The organism is Enterococcus haemoperoxidus ATCC BAA-382, from assembly GCF_000407165.1.
GTDB classification, from domain to species: Bacteria; Bacillota; Bacilli; order Lactobacillales; family Enterococcaceae; genus Enterococcus_L; species Enterococcus_L haemoperoxidus.
The window spans coordinates 1,814,897-1,833,408 of record NZ_KE136479.1; the positions used below are offsets into that span (position 1 = coordinate 1,814,897).

Annotated in this window: 16 protein-coding genes; all 16 read right to left on the reverse strand. The window is 34.5% G+C overall.

All coding sequences use genetic code 11. The features are described from left to right. Nucleotides 1–60: 60 nt before the first annotated feature. Nucleotides 61–2,829 carry a helicase C-terminal domain-containing protein gene (locus I583_RS08405; RefSeq protein ID WP_010760919.1) on the reverse strand — a complete coding sequence of 923 codons (2,769 nt, stop codon included), beginning with the start codon at nt 2,827–2,829 and terminating at the stop codon, nt 61–63. 647 nt (nt 2,830–3,476) lie between these two features. Further along, complete coding sequence (locus I583_RS08410) at nt 3,477–3,980, reverse strand: DNA topology modulation protein (protein WP_010760918.1); 504 nt, start codon at nt 3,978–3,980, stop codon at nt 3,477–3,479. Between the two features lie 350 nt (nt 3,981–4,330). Continuing rightward, nucleotides 4,331–5,050, reverse strand: a complete 720-nt coding sequence (locus tag I583_RS08415) for a YcjF family protein (protein ID WP_010760917.1) — start codon at nt 5,048–5,050, stop codon at nt 4,331–4,333. 227 nt (nt 5,051–5,277) lie between these two features. Beyond that, nucleotides 5,278–6,795: a hypothetical protein gene (locus tag I583_RS08420; RefSeq protein WP_010760916.1), complete on the reverse strand. Its 1,518-nt coding sequence runs from the start codon at nt 6,793–6,795 to the stop codon at nt 5,278–5,280. Nucleotides 6,796–7,090: 295 nt separating this feature from the next. Beyond that, complete coding sequence (locus I583_RS08425; RefSeq protein WP_010760915.1) at nt 7,091–8,533, reverse strand: amino acid permease; 1,443 nt, start codon at nt 8,531–8,533, stop codon at nt 7,091–7,093. Nucleotides 8,534–8,801: 268 nt separating this feature from the next. Then, complete coding sequence (locus I583_RS08430) at nt 8,802–9,614, reverse strand: ABC transporter permease (protein ID WP_010760914.1); 813 nt, start codon at nt 9,612–9,614, stop codon at nt 8,802–8,804. A 1-nt stretch (nt 9,615) separates the two neighbouring features. Continuing rightward, on the reverse strand, nt 9,616–10,530 hold the full coding sequence (locus tag I583_RS08435; protein WP_010760913.1) for an ABC transporter ATP-binding protein: 915 nt from the start codon (nt 10,528–10,530) through the stop codon (nt 9,616–9,618). A gap of 3 nt (nt 10,531–10,533) precedes the next feature. Further along, complete coding sequence (locus I583_RS08440; protein WP_010760912.1) at nt 10,534–11,265, reverse strand: hypothetical protein; 732 nt, start codon at nt 11,263–11,265, stop codon at nt 10,534–10,536. Then, the gene (locus tag I583_RS08445) at nt 11,266–11,967 is read right to left on the reverse strand and encodes a hypothetical protein (protein ID WP_010760911.1); all 702 of its coding nucleotides are present in this window, start codon (nt 11,965–11,967) and stop codon (nt 11,266–11,268) included. It abuts the gene before it with no gap. Next, complete coding sequence (locus I583_RS08450; RefSeq protein ID WP_010760910.1) at nt 11,964–12,662, reverse strand: ABC transporter ATP-binding protein; 699 nt, start codon at nt 12,660–12,662, stop codon at nt 11,964–11,966. The genes I583_RS08445 and I583_RS08450 overlap by 4 nt, the downstream gene beginning before the upstream one ends. A 2-nt stretch (nt 12,663–12,664) precedes the next feature. After that, nucleotides 12,665–13,027 (reverse strand): GntR family transcriptional regulator, encoded by a 363-nt coding sequence (locus tag I583_RS08455; RefSeq protein WP_010760909.1) that lies wholly within the window; start codon nt 13,025–13,027, stop codon nt 12,665–12,667. 190 nt (nt 13,028–13,217) lie between these two features. Next, entirely contained in the window at nt 13,218–14,660 is a 1,443-nt protein-coding gene (locus I583_RS08460; RefSeq protein ID WP_010760908.1) for a catalase, read from the reverse strand. A gap of 122 nt (nt 14,661–14,782) precedes the next feature. Next, nucleotides 14,783–15,820: a lysylphosphatidylglycerol synthase transmembrane domain-containing protein gene (locus I583_RS08465; protein WP_010760907.1), complete on the reverse strand. Its 1,038-nt coding sequence runs from the start codon at nt 15,818–15,820 to the stop codon at nt 14,783–14,785. A gap of 30 nt (nt 15,821–15,850) precedes the next feature. Further along, entirely contained in the window at nt 15,851–16,129 is a 279-nt protein-coding gene (locus tag I583_RS08470) for a DUF1294 domain-containing protein (RefSeq protein ID WP_010760906.1), read from the reverse strand. Between the two features lie 95 nt (nt 16,130–16,224). Next, nucleotides 16,225–17,127, reverse strand: coding sequence for a diacylglycerol/lipid kinase family protein (locus I583_RS08475; protein ID WP_034682854.1), 903 nt, complete (start codon nt 17,125–17,127; stop codon nt 16,225–16,227). Between the two features lie 134 nt (nt 17,128–17,261). After that, on the reverse strand, nt 17,262–18,491 hold the full coding sequence (pepT, locus tag I583_RS08480) for a peptidase T (protein ID WP_010760904.1): 1,230 nt from the start codon (nt 18,489–18,491) through the stop codon (nt 17,262–17,264). Nucleotides 18,492–18,512: the final 21 nt, after the last annotated feature.

The window sequence follows — 18,512 nt, forward strand, 5'->3', positions numbered from 1 at the left end:
AAACTTACTGGCTACCATTATAGCAGAAAATCAGTTTGATTTAATAGATAGTAGCCAAATTTATTTATTTAAAAATTCTTTTAGCTCTGACGTTATTTCTACTATTGATTCTTCTTTCACCACTAAATCTTTCGGCAAAGCTTTTAACATACGCTTACCATACTTAGCTGTCACCAAACGCCTGTCCAAAACAACTAGAGCGCCTTTATCCCCATCAGAACGAATTAAACGCCCCAATGCTTGACGCAAACGTAATGCAGCTTTAGGCAAAGCCTCGTGAGTAAAGGGGTTGATTCCTTTTTCTTCAAGGTAGTCATAACGTGCTTTGACAAAAGGTCGCTTTGGATTTTCAAATGGTAGACGTGTCACGATCAACAGCGATAATGCTTCTCCAGGCAAATCGACACCTTCCCAAAAGCTATCAGCACCTAATAAGATACTATTTTTTGAATGAGCGAAACGTTTTAAAATTTTTTCTCGACTCCCACTGATTCCTTGAGCTAAAAGCTCTCTTCCTTCATTTAAATATTGCGGATGTAAACGGTAATAAACACTGGATAATATCTCATGTGATGTGAATAAAACCAAGATGGAACGATCTTGTTCTTGTGACAATTCTTGAATCACAGACGCAATGTAAGCCGAAAATTCTGCAGCATTTGCCTGACTGATCGCAATAGCTTCTGTTGGAATGTACAAGCGAGCATTTTGTTCATAGTCATAAGGATCAGGTAACGTTTTAAACAAAGCATCCGACAAGCCTAATTTATTAGGCAAATACTTCTTATCGTTCCCGAACTTCAACGTTCCACCCGTGTATAAAATCCGCTGATAGCGATCATACCAAATCGTCTCAGGCAAAATACTCGCCTCTAAATCATTGATTGCAAGTAACCCGTATCCTTGAGGCGTGGTACTGTATTCTTTGATCCAGCGAGGATGCCATTCATTAACATAAATATCAAAACATTCATATAGAAATTCAATCCGCTCAAAGAATTGCAATAGACTAACAAATATAATCCGCTCTGATGCTGTATACTTTTCCAACTCATCAACAATTGACTGCCGTAATCTATTTTGGATTTCCTGCATTTCAGTTAAAAGGATTTCAATCTTTTGAATCGAAGTCTCTCCATTCAATGATAAATGATCAAAAATTGGCTTAGTCAATAACGTCGCTTCCAAATTCGGTTGCTTATCGTTTTTAAAGAGTTGACTTATTTCATAAAACAAATCACTAAATTCTTCTACTAAATCATTCAGTGCTTTAGAATAAATCCGTAACAAACGTTGTTCTTGTGTTTCTGATTTAAAAATTTGATTCACTTGATCAAATAGCTGATCTTCTTCTAGATAAAGATTTGCCTGCTTTTTAAAAGCAGCATAATTAAATTGACGATTTGCAATCTTCCCAGCTATATCGGGTAGATGATGTGCTTCATCAATGATCAGATACGAACTTTTAGGTAAAAGTGGCACTTCTCTAAGTGTTTCTTGTGCCAAAAATGCATGATTGACGATCAATACATTGCTTTGTTTGACTTTTTTATAGAGAAAACGCACAAAATCTTCTTGATACAAGGAATCTTGATCAGATAAAAAATCGATTCCTCTATGGGCAACATCACGCCAAAAGATGTGGTTAAAATTCGTTAATTGAAGTTCATCAAGATCCCCTGTCTCTGTTTCCACAAGCCAAACCAAAACGCCCATTTGATACAATGCATATTGTTTTTGCTGTATCGGATTTTTCAGTGTCGCTTTAAATCGTTGTAAATCGATATAATGACGATGACTCTTAATGATTACAGCTTGAATTGGTTTAGGGCAAAGCTGATTTGCTAAGGGAATATCTTTTTCTGTTAATTGATTTTGCAAAACGATCGAGACAGTACTGATAATGACTGGATTATCTGGTGTTGCTAAATAGCTTAGTGGAAATAAATATCCTAGCGTTTTTCCTGTTCCTGTCGCAGCTTCAATAAATAAATTTTTATTTTCATCCTTCGTAAAATGATCATAAACTAAATTCATCATCCGGCTTTGCTCTGAACGATAGCTGATTTTATCTGCAAAAATTTTTTCTTTGGCTTTTTTCTTTTGCGGAAAACTCGGTTTTCCATATAACTTTTCTTCATAAAGCGGAACTTCTTTTCTTCTCAAAGCAATGCCAGATACGACATGCTGTTCTACTGCTAATGGCTGAATATCCTGCTTCATTTCTTCGTATATATGATGGATATAAGAACTCGTATCCATTCCTGTCTGCTGACTTAAACGATCGATTGCTTCCATCGTAATCAACGGCAAACGGCGCATTTTCGCTTCGATCAATAACAAAAGTTCGGCCGTTACCTGCGCATCACTATCTGCTTGATGAGGATTATCATGAATCAAACCTAAACTTTCAGATAAGTCGCCTAAACGAAAACTTTTTTCTGTCGGTAAAAATATCTGAGCTAATTCAACTGTGTCAATTCCGGGAATCTTCAATTTAGGCGTGCCGCAGCGAAGCAATTCTTGGGTTAAAAAGGAATAATCAAAATAGATATTATGTGCAACAAAAACGGTATCTGCTAGCAAATTATAAATCGTAAGTGCTACATCCTCAAAATAAGGTGCTTTTTGTACACGAGAATTACTAATACCGGTAAGCTGCTGGATCTGCTTGGAGATAGCCTGATTAGGATTGATATCAGTCGCAAAACGGGAAATGATTTTTCCTTCTTGGATCAATACACAGCCGAATTGAATAATCCGGTCAACCAATGGATCGGTCCCAGTTGTTTCTAAATCAACTACTGCGTATGTCTGCTTATTTTTCATGGACTTCCCCGCCTTTCCTCTATCCTTGAAAATTATACTACAAAATCAACTTTTTTTTTAGTGTTAGTTTGAAAGGTTTTGGGGTGAGGATGATTTAGGTGTTTTTTTGTGGTGTTATTATACTGAATGTGTTGGACATTTAATTCATTTTTCTACTTGTTTTAGTGCTTTAGCACTTAGAATTTGATATGATCGAAGTGCAACGTAGTAACAACTTTTTTCTCGCCATTTATTCAAATTTAGAGCGCGAAACAAAACGGATCTTTCGTTTTGTCTCACGCACTTGTTTTCTATGGTTTATATTTTTTGGCAATCTAATACTCTGAGCAATCGAAATTCCTTCAAAACAGTTTTTGTTTCTTTATCAACATGACTAATTTGAATAGTCGTATCAGATTATTACATTCAATTGTCTTAAATTTTTAGTTACTTTTCTTGGCAGCTACATACTTTTCACGAGCATCTATTAATCTTGTCTCATCGTTGGGCATGCTTTTTTTATATCATTGGCAGTAATAAAAAAATAGTTGCTACAATTTCTATAGGAAATGCAAGTAGACTTATGAATCCAAAAGCGACGATATCATTCCCACCAGTTGACATTCCGATAATCATTAATATTAGTAGATACTAAATCAACTAACTTTTTATAGCTCATCTAAAAAAAGTTGAATCTGTTTTTTATTTTTTAAAACTATTACTTTCTTAGTTTTTGGTACAGTTTGTAATATTCTTAGAATATCAATTCTTTGTCTGTTAGGAAAATTCCAAACCCACTTTAAAAAGCTTAAATCAAACTTCTCTGGACAATTATTTTGCATATCAGGTCTGGTTATCCCGTTATATTTTTTTACTCTTTTTAAAATCTGATAAATACAAACGAATCTATTTCTATCTAAAAATATTATAGTATCTGCCGCTTTCATTCTAATATCCAGTGTTCCGCCGTAATTTCCGTCAATAATCCATGAAGGCTTCATGATTAGATTATTTTGTATTTCATTTTGGTACTCTCTATCTGTCATTTCCCAGTTAGGCTTCCAAAGTAGTTTATCTAAATGAAAAACTTCAATATCTAATTTTTCGCCTAGTTTAAGTGATAATGTCGACTTCCCAGCTCCACTTGAGCCAATTAAAATAATCTTTTTCATGAATATCCCCTCCAATGAAATTTTTCGGAAATTTCATTATAACACCTAAAAATCAACTTGGTATAGTCCTAATTTATGTTTTGTTGACTTCAAAGTAAATGAGTTCGATTTTAACGTATATTGTCAAAATCGAACTCATTATTCCTATTATACATAAAGCCATCTTTTATCTTAGTTGATACGTATCTTCTGTCAACGTAACATTGAGTTTCTGAATGTAAAATTCGATTGCTTCATCATACTCATCAACTACTGATGCTATAGGGGCTATAGATTGTCTCTAAAAAATGCCTTTATTATTTTACTGTTTCGATTCTAAATCCAAGATCATCCTTACTTTATTCACAAATTTATTTCGATTTTTTATTAGAATTTTGTACCGCATTAAACAGCGTTTTAAATTGTCCTTTAAATGTCATCGTTTGTTCAAAGATATCTTCACCATCATTTAACATTTTTACCGTTATCCAACCTAGTGTTTCTGTAATTGTGCTTGCAACCGTAGCATTAATAGCAGCACCAGCAACAGTTCCAACTGCAGGAATAAACTTTAGTATGTTTCCAACCGCACTTTTCCCAAGACCGACAACGACAATTTCCTTCCCTAAACTCTTACCCATACTTTCAGACCACGATTGTCCAAATATTTTATGTAAACGAGCCATCATAGTTAATTGAATCGGAACAAGTAGAAAGGCGTCTGAAAAAGGAATAGGCGAGCAACCTACAATAGCCGCTGTTAAGGATGCAGCATGAACCGTTTTATGACATTTTTTCCGCGTATCTTCGTCCACACCTTCCAAAAATTCATCAAAAACACTATCAAATTGACTTTTACTTTTATCCAGAACTTTTTCCGCACGCTCTTTTGATTTCCCGTAACTATTAAGAATAATTGAGGATGTTTTTTCAGGAAATTTTTTTATTACTTCAGAGAAAAATGATTCAAATTCTTTTTCATCCGCTTTACTATCCACATTTACAATTTCTTTAAGCTGTTCACTTTTCGTTACTTTATTTAGGTTAGATTTTTTTTCATCTGCAGTTTTTTTCTTAAACATTTTCTTCATGCTATTTACCTCCACTATGATTAACTATTATAGGCTATATGTATCTTTCAAATATTTTTTTCAATGATATACTTACTCTAATCATACATTAGAAATCATATTTAACCAATCAACAACACTTTGGTTGAGGTACATAATTTACCTATACAAAAAATAGACTAGAGCAAAACTTATACAGTTTTACCCTAGTCTATTAAAATTCAATTCACTATACTCTAGCCTACTAACTACTTTTCAATCGGCATCATACTTAGGTTTTTCATATATTGATCCATTAAGATGTAGCCTTCCAAACGACGTAAAAGATCAACTGAGCAGCGGACTTTTTTACCAAATAAAGAACGGCTATACGCTATTCCCCGCATTTCTTGTAGAAATTCATCTAAAGAAGAGACTAACCCTCCACAGCTTAAACGTCCGCAAATCAAGACATCTTCCTTGCGCTGTCTCAATACTTGTCCCCATGAATAGTTTAAATACTCAGCTTGACTGATCTGAGCGAGTAATTCAGAGCGTAAAATTCTTTTCTTTTGGGCTGCATTTTTCTTCGTCCCTAAACGCATACGTTTGTTCATGAAACACAAGTAGATTTCGTCTTCCAAGTTTTCCATTTCACTCTTTGAAAAATTTGGTATTTTTGACGGTGCTTCCAGAGCTTTACTTGCTTTTAGTTGTTTAGAAAAGCGCGGCCAATTACTCGGAGTTGCTTTTTGTGTTTTTCCTTTTTTGAATACTAACAAATCAAGATCTAATGGGTGAGACTTTGGTATCTCTTGCGTTGTTTCTTTTTTTACCTTAGGCTCAATTGTGTCCTTAATTTTTTCTACCTTCACTTGCTTACGTTTCAATTTCATTGAAGTACGTTCTGTTTTTGCTTGTTCATTATTTTCTGGCTTTTGGATTGACGAAGTTATAGGTTCTTCTTCTACTGGGAAATCTTCTTGAACTGGTTTTTCCGCCAATTCTTTCTCCGACTTTTTTTCTGCTTCTTCTCCTACAACTTCCTTTAGTTCTACAAATTCTGAGGAATCAGTTTCCGCAATGGCTGACTTATCAACAAGTTCGACTTCAACATCAACAGATTCATCTAGGTCAGAGTATTGTTTCTTTTCAGATTTATTCTCTTCAACCACTAATGGCTGCGCTCTTTTAAGATGAATCGTTTGAATACTTCTTGAAATGATCGGATCACTTTTAGCCGTATACATCTCAATTTTACCTTGATTGATCGTATCCGTTAAATCCGTAATCATTTTGCGTAGACGAAAAATCTCATTCGACGTTTCAAGCATTTGCTTCATCATCCCCTGTACTTCTCCAGAGTTCAATGTTGGCTCGCCTTTATAGACTAAAGATCGTTCATTCTTTTCAAGAGCGATTTGTTCAAACCATTGCTTTAAGTTCATACGAAGTTCTCTTCTAGTTGGTTCAAAACTTCCCATCAGTAATGTATAATACATGATTTCAGTTTCAACATACATATAAATCTTTTTAACTACTAATTCTTCAAATTCTTCTGTTGCATCCCAGCTATCACAGATTGCATCAAAAAAAGCTTCGCCTTCCGCTAAATTTTGATAATCTTTTGCTAGATTTAACTTTCGAACTAAATAAAATGAATAAGGGGTATCTACATTATCGGCGTAAATCTCACGGCCAAGATAATCGGGATCAACATCTTTACAAAGGTAGGTTGATCTTTCTTCTTTTTCTGATTGACGTTGTCGCTTACTAATCGTTCTCACTTCCTCAATTTTTTTCCTGAATAAATCGTATCATTTTTTTTTAAAAAAGAACAGGCTTCTATTTCATTATACCGATAAAAAGGAAAGAATGTTCTCATTTTTTTACAAATATATGAAATTAAAAGAAAAATAAGTCAAATAAGAACCATTAAACTTGCAATAGTTTAAATAAACCAAGCGTTTCATTATAGCCTTATTATCCTCAAAATTCGTGAATAAAGATCGTTCTAATCTTTTAAAAATAAATAAAAAAAGAGGAAAATACTCACTTACTGAGTATTGCCCTCTCTTCTTCTTAATTTATTTGTGCTTTCTTTTTATCACGACGAGCTAAAGCAGGTAGAATCATACCTAATAGAATCAACACAACTGGTGTGATAATATTAGAAGCTAATTGGAAGAACCATGCTTTAGGATCTGCTGCAAAATCAACTTTTGGCACCATTCCTAAAATACAAGCGAATGCTGTGAATAAGAAACACCATAGTCCAAAGCCAAAGGCAATTTTAGGATTTTTAATAAATTTGTATTCCGATGAATAATTTTTATACGCTTTATTCAACATCATATATGCAAAGAATACCCATAGATAACGCATTGGCATCACAACAGAATTTAGGTTAGTCAACCATTTCACGAGTTCTTTGATATTGTCGATACCAAACATCGGTAATACGATGATGATACTAACTAAAATACCTGTTAACAAATAACCATTAACTAACGTTCCTTTTTTACTTCTCTTACGTAATGCTGCTGGAACGTAATCTGGATCTGCATCCGCTAAAAGAATTTGTAGGGGTGCATCGATTGAGAAGGCTAAAGCTGAAATTTGTCCGATACCGTTTGTGATCGCATAAATGATCATCAGTAAGTTACCAACACCATAATACTCACCTAACAATTGGAAGGCAGTATAAGCACCATTGGCCATTAAATCTTCTGGAATATTATTACTTGCAAATAACATCCCCATTGCAAATGAACCCAATACAGCGGAAACACCCACCATTGCAGCTAAGAAAATCATTCCTTTGGGAAATTCTTTAGCTGGATTTCTCATTGAGTTTACATATGGCGAAATTTTTTCAGCTCCACCAACAGCAAACACCAACATGGAAACCGTCGTAAAGTAGCTAAAATCAAATTTAGGGATATACGTACTAAGCTTGTCCATATGAGGTGTAGCGAATTCAACAGTCGAATTCATCATTGGCGCACCAATTGCTAATAAGATAAACAACATGGACATGGCAAAAATCGCAGTTCCTGCCATTCCACCAATGACTTTTAGGGTCATCAATCCCTTAGTAGATAGTAATAAGAAAATCAAGAAAATAGCTAAAGATATCAAGGTAATTCCTACAACTGAGAAATTATTTACAATATCACCATTGCCTTGGATTGCCCAGCCAAAAGCAATCAGAACTAATTGAGGCTTTTGAGCTAAATACGGGATATGTACGACCCAATACGTCCATGCAGCATAATATGCCAAACGCTTTGTACTCGTATTTTGAACCCACGAACTAACTCCGCCGCTGCTATCTTTAAATGTTGAACCAAGTTGTCCTACGATCAATGCGTAGGGAATAAAATATAAGACCAAAATCAAAACCCATGATGTTACAACTGAGATTCCTTGTTGTGCATAGTTATTCACGACATTACCTAAGCCCCAAACCATGTTAAAGGCAATCAGACCAACGGTAAACCATCGCATTTGCTTTTGTTCCATCAAAACACTCCTAATCATAATTAAGTATAAAATATCTTTTTAATCATAATCATTTTTAAGAGTTTAAACAAGCTTTCACATGCATAAATATTGATTTTATCAGCAATTTATTAGATAAAAAACGAGAACGCCCATGTCCTCTAATAAATTATTCCTCTTTCTAAAACAAAGAAGACCAAAACCTTGATAAAACAAAGTTCTAGTCTCCATCGTTATTTTATATTCCCTCTATATTTTCTCATTAACATTAGAATATGGCTATTAAGAATCAGCTTAACGAAACATCCCGCTTTTTAAATAATAGCTGCATCACAAGATAGATAATCATACTATACACCAAAATCCCACCAGCCATTTGCCAAAAATTCAAGTAACCCGGATAATTGCTCACAGCGTCAGTATTTTCCATGACTGTATTTTTGATATTCAGCATATTGAACGGATTCCATTTCAGCCATTGATGCTTTGAGATTACAACATTCAAAAATGAATTAATAATGCTACTTCCAAATAAAACACCTAGCCCAACACCCACAGCTAAACTCTGTGAACGTACTGCAGCTGAGATAAATAATGTAATTGTGATATACAATAAAATCAATAACAGATTAGCTCCAGCATATGCACCAGCAACAGTTAAAGCATTCCAACCATGATAACCTTTCACAACAGCTAAAGGAGACTGAGCGCTTAACAATAAATTTGCGGAAACAAGGCTGCTAATATACAAAATCACTGTTCCAAGTACACTATAAATCAAACAAGCAACAAACTTTGAAAATAAAATTTGGCTTCTGGTAAAGGGTCGGATCAGTAAAAACTTGATTGTTCCCCGACTAAATTCTTCTGCAACGATCGAAGCCGCAACTACTACTACGAATAAATTGAGAAATGAAGTCATTTCAGTCAAACTCGCAAATAAATCATTTGCTTTCATCATAATATCTCCACTTGGAGACTTGGCCGTTGATCTTACTAACAATGTGATCGCAAAGGTCATTACTACTAACATGATCCACATGATCCAAGAAGATTTTTTCTTGATCAGTTTTAACCATTCATTTTTTATCAACACGCTCATGTTATAATCCTCCATCTTCTGTCCAACGTAGGAAATTCTCCTCTAGAGAATCCACGTGTACTTTTAACTCTTTGATTCCAATACCTTTATCTACCAATTGTTTGACTAAAACTGTTCTAGTATCTTCTAGTAATTCGATCTTTAAATAGTTTCCATCGACATTCACGCTATATTCTTGCTCTTTTAAGAAGCTTAGGGCAGCTTGTTGCTGATCAGTTTCTAACAATAAAATCAGTTTGTTTTCATCTTCTTGGTTATTCATCGGTCCAACATAGGTAATTTCTCCTTTTTGAACGATCACTAAATCATCGCATAACAATTCCATATCACTTAATTGATGGCTTGAAATCAGCACACCGACCCCTTGATTTTTCAACGCCTGGATCATTTCCCGAAACTCGCGCATGCCTTTTGGATCCAAGCCATTCATCGGTTCATCCAAAAGCAGCAAATCTGGTTGATGTAATATAGCTTGCGCTACACCCAATCTTTGACGCATGCCTAAAGAGTAAGTTTTGACCTTTTGATCAATGTTATTTTCAAGATGAACACTGTGAATCACCTGAATTAATTCATCATCTGTAATTGGTTTGGGTGACATCCTAACATACTGTTTTAAATTTTCCATCCCCGTCATATAGTTATAAAATTCAGGATTTTCAACAATTGCACCGACGTGAGCCATTGCTTCTTTAAAGTTTGTAGAAAGTGATTGACCGTCGATTTGAATCGATCCTGCATCATGACTCATTAGCCCTACTAACATCCGAATAATCGTTGTTTTCCCTGCTCCATTAGGTCCTAATAAACCAGTTACTTTCCCACTTTTAACATTAAATGAAGCATCTTTAATAATTGTTTTTTTGCCGACACTTTTTGAAATATTTTTTACTTCTAATACTTGTTTATTTTCCATGATTTACCTTCTTTCTGCTTCAATATATTTCTTCAAAATAAAAATACTAACCACACAGCTAATCACAAGTAAAAATCCATCAAAAATTAGATCTTCTAAATACAACGGAACATACCCTACAGTAATTTTAAACTGATGACTATCAATAAATGCGATTTTTTTGTAACCATTTAATAGTTGATCGCTGACGATGACTTCTGCCGCAAACAAAAATAGAAAGAGTACATATTTTGATACTCTTTGCAATCTAACAGGCGCATTCATGCTAATCAGACTGCTTAATAAATAGACAAACTGGACATAAATTGATGTAGAAAAGAAAAAATAACTGGCAATCAAAAGATGTTTCCAATACTCTTGAAAATTTGCCATATCTGCTTGTTTATCCAAAATAAAAACTAACCCGACAAGACACAAATAGTAACAAAACATGAAGAATATGGTTGTAATCCAGCTAAAGAGAATATTACTAAAATAAAATTTTGCTTCACTGATTGGTAGTAAACGATACTGACTTTTTTTCCAAACTTTGATTTGTCGATACATTTCCCAGATAAAATGAGCGAATAGAAAGAAAAACACCATAATCAATACAAATTGAGCAATTCCTTGAAAATGCATTTGTTGAAATCCTACTTTATAAATCATAAAACCACTGAGAAGTAGAAATGAAAAACTACTAAACATCCAAAACAAACGGCTCTCTTTCCTATATTCATTCCATAACTGCCACATTTATTTATCCCCCGCTTCCACATACCGATTAATTAGCCAGATGCTTAGGTTAAAATAAAGACAAGCCGTTACTAATTGCAACATTACTCGAAAATAGATTTCTTGCTTCAGACCAAAAGTATTCCGCACAAGCCCTTTTAAGATGCCCAAGTCAAATCCTGAAAAATGATCCATTAAAATCATAAAGACTATAAATAATAAGATTTCAACTATCCAACGAAATCTCTTTTGGATAAACTGCTTACTCGCAGAGTAAATAAAAATTAAAAATTGTACCACTAAAAATAAAACGACTATATCAACAATTGCAGCCACTCCCTCGATCCACGTTGTGCATAGATCAAATGGTATATTAATTATCGTATAATTTACCACCACTCCAATAAACGCATTTCCTATGAAAAAAACAAATCCCACGATCGTACTGAAAATAACGTTATAAAAATACAGTTTTCCTGTACTAATTGGCAGTAATCGATAGTCAGTTTCCCGAAAAAATTGATAAATGCGATTAGATTCTAGTACAAAAAAGAGCAGCAAAAAAATCATGATCGAAAAAGCTAAAAATGCTGCACTAAAATCAGTCGATTGTTGCTTGACGTTATATACATTTACAAGCCCTAAGAAGATTGTCAAAAGACACGTAACACTATAAACTAAAATAAGTGTCTTTGAGAAAAATAACCGAAATAGCTTAATCATATTTCGTACACCTCTCGATACAAATCTTCTAAGTCTTTATGTTTTACTTCTTTGATTGTTTCTAAAGATTCATGAAGTATGATCTGACCATCACGTAAAAACATTACTTCATCAATAATATTTTCAATTTCTCTTAACTGATGCGTAGTGATAATGATGGTACTTTCTTCGTCAAACCACTGCAACAATGATTGTATGATTTTTTCTCTTGATAATAAATCTACTCCGCTCAATGGTTCATCTAATAAATATAATTTTGCTTTTCTAGCCAACGTCATACTTAAAGCAAATTTTTCTGTATTTCCTTTTGACAAGTTCCCTATTTTTTCTGACTCACTCAAATTCATAAATCGCAATAATTCGTAAGCTCTTCGCTTATCAAAATCTGAGTAAAAACGTGCATAAAATGAAATGACCTCTTCTATTTGCACGTTAGATTGAAAATTATTCTGATCTTCTAAATAAGCCACAAAAGACTTCGTTTTTGTCCCAACGACACAGTTATCAATTAAAATCTGACCTTTCCAATTCAAAGCTAAACCAGAAAGCAAGCGCATGATCGTTGTTTTTCCAGAGCCATTCTCCCCAATCAGTGCAATGATTTTTCCTGATGAAACAGAAAAATTCAACTGATTAAAAATTTGTTTCCTTCCCTTACGATAACTCAATTGTTCAATCTTAACTAATTCCTTCATGGTTATTTCTTCCTTTCAATATACTCTCCCAATAACTGTTTAGCTTGTTCATCTGCCCAACCAAATTTTTTCATTTCTGCTAAAAAATTTTCGATTACTTGGCCAACTGCCTGGTTTTGTAATTGAGCAATTTTTTCAGTATCTTCTGTTACGAAACGACCTAATCCACGTTTAGAAAATAAAATATCCTCACGCTCTAATTCTTGCAACGCACGTTGAACGGTATTTGGATTTGTAGCTAACTCGACCGCCATCTCTCTTACAGCTTTAACTTTATCTCCCGGCTCAAGCTTTCCAGAAACGATCTGCTGAATGATAAAGTCCATAATTTGTAAATAAATCGGCCGATCTGTATGGAAATCCATGACTCTACCTCCAATTGATTTTAACCTTCACTAGTGTTCTAGTTAAATAGTACACTAGTCGTGAAAAAAGTTCAATAATTTTTTTTGCAAAAAGTCTGTACTCGAAAAAGAAAAAACTCTATGAAATGATCTTGAACATTCCATAGAGTTATATTACTCTATTCTATTTTTCTAAAAGACATACCTAAAACTATTGAATTTCTTCTATTGGTATATTTAAAGCTTCAGCGATTCTGGAGCCATAATCTTTATCCGCTTGATAGAATTGTTTGATTTCAAGAACTTGAATTTCTCGATTATCCACTTGACCTAAATTGTTTTTGATTGTTTGAACTAAGCGTTCTTTTTCATCTTCTGGAATCAAACGATAAAGATCACCTGCTTGAGAATAATGGTCTTCACCATATTCATAAGTTGCTGCCTGTCCTTCTACATCAAATGGCGTAATCGCTGCAGATTCGTCTTGGACTGGTCCACCTTGACTATTCGGTTCATAATTAACTGCCCCACCTGGATTATTTCCTTGCATAAAACCATCTCGTTCATAATTATTAACCTCATTAATTGGTTTATTGACAGGCAATTGATCATAATTAACGCCTAAGCGATAGCGCGCTGCATCTTTATAGGCAAATAATCTTCCTTGCAATAACTTATCAGGTGACACTTCTACCCCAGGCACCAAGTTAGCTGGTGAAAAAGCAATTTCCTCAACATCTGTAAAATAATTTTGAGGGTTTTCATTCAATGTCATCTTACCCACTTCGATCAACGGATAATCCTTTTGTGAAACAACTTTGGTTACATCAAATAAATCATATTTATAGTTTAAACCTTCTTCATAAGGAATAATTTGCACACAAAGTGTCCATGAAGGAAAGTCACCGGTTTCAATCGCTTGAAATAATTCATCTGTTAAATAATCCGTATTTTCAGATGCAATCTGTGCAGCAACATCATCCGTTAAATTTTTCACCCCTTGGTTTGTTCTAAAGTGATACTTCACCCAAAAAGCTTCTCCTTGATTATTGACCCATTTAAACGTGTGGCTGCCGTAACCATGCATCGTACGATAACTTGCTGGAATTCCTCGATCAGCCATCAAAATTGTTACTTGGTGTACAGATTCTGGTGAGTGAGCCCAAAAATCCCATTGCATATAAGGATCGCGTAAATGTGTTTTTGGATCACGTTTTTGAGAATGGATAAAATCTGGAAATTTCAAAGCATCATTGACAAAAAATACCGGCGTATTATTGCCTACAATATCATAATTCCCTTCTTCCGTATAAAACTTGACTGCAAAACCTCTGACATCACGATACGTATCGATATACCCTGATTCACCTGCTACTTGAGAAAAGCGAATCGCTACTCTTGTCTTTTTACCTACACCATTAAAAAGTCCGGCTTTTGTATACATACTCATATCATTAGTAAGCTCAAATTCGCCAAAAGCACCAGCTCCTTTAGCGTGAACAACTCTTTCAGGAATTCTTTCGCGGTTGAAATGAGCTAACTTTTCTAAAAGATGAACATCTTGGATCAATACTGGCCCTCTTTTACCAGCAGTTTGTGAGTGTTGATTATTGGCTACTGGTTGTCCTTCGCTTGTCGTAATTTTTTTACTCATATTTTCACCTTCCTATATATATTCTTTACATATCAATAATAACTCTAATAAAGAGATTGTACAAATAAAAAAGAACCCCACGATACATGTTTCGTTGGGTTCTTCAAAAATATTCTTCTTACTTATACTTCTTTTTTCTCTTCTCTAACCGCATGAAGTCCTAATTTTATCTCTCGTCTTTTTTGAACCAAGACATAAATAAAACCAATCAAAAATGGTAAAACAAAACTACCAAAACGATATAGCAGCAGTGATGAGACTGCATCAACAGTTCCCACTAACGGTTTAAATAGTAATAAATAAACAAATTCAAACGGACCAATTCCTGCTGGAGTCGGAAATACACCAGACAAAATAACGGAAAAACTGGTAAAGGAAAGGACTAAAAGAAAATCGATATTCGGATGGTTTTCAACCAATACAACATATGGAATCACATACCAAAAAAGTAACTTTGCTACATTCCAACCAAATATGCGAATCATGGCTGAACGATCTTTTGTAATTGTCTGAACAGTTTCTCTTAACGAATAAATTTGCAAATTGCATTTATCTACCCAATCCCGTAATTTTTTCCGCTTAAAGTGCTTATTGGTCCAGCTTATTAACATCACTTGAAGGTTGATACTACTTGAAAGAATCAGTAACGAAAATATAATTGCAAACGTCAATCCGACACCCACTAAAATAAAAGGAATCATTTTGGGTGCACGCTCATAAAATAAAGAAAATTGGAAAATCAACCCAAGTACTGATAAAAAAATAACAGCAACTTTATACATGATCATATGCAATGCTGTTACGCCAACTCCTTGGGAAACCGCTAGTCCTTTTTTCTTATAAAAATAAATTTCAGAAAGCAATGTCCCTGTTCCAAATGAAATGACACGATAAAAGGCAACATAGCAAGAAGTAAAAAAACCATCTTTTGTGGTGAAATCTTTCTGAAAATAAGAAGCAATTTCTTTAATAGAACGCCCTTCAACGATTTGGTAAACAACGCCTAACAAAATAACTAGAGCGACAACGATCCAACTTGTTTCCATTAATTGCGCAAATATATCGCTTAGAGAATTATCCATCACATAGATGATCACCGCAATAAAAATGGCCAACAAGCCGATATTTAGGAAAACTTTTGTTTTAGAATTGCTTTTCATAGTTTCTCCCCACTAAATTTGAATTCACGATTATTTTTTATAACTAAAACAAATAATTGCAATAGCCACAAGTGTACCAAAAATAAAGAAAAAATAAAAGCGCAATTTTCTCGTTTTATGATGAAAAAGTTGCTGAGCTAGCAAACCGCCAATCCCTCCTCCGATCACTCCTATGAATAGAAGGTCGAATTCTGGTATTCGCCACTTTCCCCTTTTAGCTCGCTGTTTATCAAGATACATCATAATAAATTCAACTAAATTTACAATGAGTAAATAAACCCACGGCAAATGTTTCAACAAACCTGTCATACCTCTTCCTCCAAAATCTTTCTCTTATCTTAATAGAATACCTTGAAAGAACAAGGGCTGTAAAGTTAATTCAATAATTTTAGAAAATCTTGATTCTATGATTCCGGTACAAAAACAGTCAGACCATGCTTGACTACATTCATTTGAATTGGTAAATCTTCACTTGGATCACCATCCACGCGTGTTCCAACTTTTTTTTCATTCATACTTTTAATCCTTATTTCGGCTGCCGTCATATACTTGATATCAGGAAGTTCATAAATTTTTCCTAGAATAATTTTAGGTAGATAAAATGCTAATTTAAAAAAGTTTAATTTCGGTAAAATAGTTAAATGAAACAACCCGTCATCTGGAGAAGCTGAATCATCAAAATTCGTATAACCGCCAACAGAATTCGTCATGGTCACGGTAACTAACTGAGTTTTTCCTTGCCATTGCTCTTTTTCTGTTTTGATATCTAAGCGGTAACGTTTTTTCTTAGCAAGCAATTTGAAAAAGTTCTTCACAAAAATAAGCTTGCCATATTTTTGTTTATCTTCTTGGCTGATTCGAGCCGCAGTATCTGCTAAAATACCGATTGTCATTGTGCTAACAATCACTTTTTGGTTGATCATACCATAATCGATTTTCCTAGTAACACCACCTAAAATCACATCTGCAGCTGCTTCAAATTTCATAGGGATTCCTAAAACTCTCGCCATGTTATTAACGGTTCCACCTGGCAATAAGCCAACTTTTAGATGAGGTAATTCTTCTTTGAAATCTTCAACATTATGGTTGATCGTACCATCCCCGCCAATAAAAATCAGGGTATCGATAGCTTCAGCCTTTGCTTTTTCAACCGTTTTTTTACTATCACAATCTGGACCAACTTGTTCTAATAGAAAATGTGTATCTGTTTGGCCATGATTTTTTGCATACTCTACAAACTGTTCTGCTAATTCTCTCCCTTTGTCTTTACCCGATGTTTCATTAAAAAGAATCATTACATTTTCCATTATCATCACATTTCCTTCCAATTTAAAAGTGAGCACGCTCGTCTAGCTTTGACAGAAAAACAGGAAGTAAGTCACTACCTGTAACTTTACTCCCTATTTTAAAATTTTACTATTATTATAACTAGTCACAATCGTTACTTAGCGTTAGATTCTGCAATTTTTACAATAACATCCGTTGCTTTTTCCATAGCTTGTAATGAAACAAACTCAAAGCGACCATGCATATTTTCGCCACCAGCGAAAATATTTGGCGTTGGAATACCTAGATAAGAAATCTTAGATCCATCTGTTCCGCCACGTACAGGCTCGATCAAAGGTTCGATGTCAAGTTCAATCATCGCATTTTTCGCTAATTCAATAATACTCATATCTTTTTCGATCACTTCACCCATATTGTAATATTGATCAAATAAATCGATTTTAACTCGTTCTTGATCAAATGGTTGGTTGATGATTTCTTGAATTTTAAGAATCAACGCTTTGCGGGCTTCAAATTTCTCACGATCATGGTCACGAATAATGTACGTCATTTTCGCTTCTTCCGGAGTACCACTCATTTGTGCTAAATGGAAAAATCCTTCATAACCATCTGTTTTTTCGGGTACTTCATTTTGCGGTAATTGATTCTGAAAATCAATTGCCAATTGTATGGCATTGATCATTGTATCTTTGGCTGTTCCAGGATGGACATTTTTCCCTTGAATCGTTACTTCAGCTTGCGCCGCGTTGAATGTCTCATATTGTAACTCGCCCACTGGACCGCCATCCATTGTATAAGCAAAATCAACGTTAAATTGTTCTACGTCAAATTTATCCGCGCCAACACCAATTTCTTCATCAGGGCCAAAAGCGACACGAATCGTTCCATGTTTGATCGATGGATTTTTGATCAAAATTTCCATAGCTGTCATGATTTCAGCGATACCAGATTTATCATCTGCACCTAAAAGTGTTGTGCCATCTGTTGTGATCAACGTTTGATTAGCATAGTTTTTTAGATTAGGAAAATCAGTTGTATTTAATGTGAATTTTCCTTCTTTATCTAGTTTGATCGTTGATTCACCGTCGTAATTTTCAATGATTTGTGGATTGACATTAATGGCATTGAAATCTGCCGTATCCATATGAGCAATAAACCCAATTGAACGTACTTCTTTGTCTATGTTGCTTGGCAAAGTAGCAATCACAAAACCATTTGTTTCGTTATACACAACATCGGTCATACCGATTTCTTCCAACTCTTTTTTCAACGTTTGTGCAAAAGCAACTTGGGTTTGCGTTGAAGGGGTCGTTTCACTTTTAGGATTAGAGCGTGTTTCTGTTTTTACATAGCGTAAAAAACGCGGTAATAAATTCTCATACATTGTTCGGTTCCTTCTTTCCAC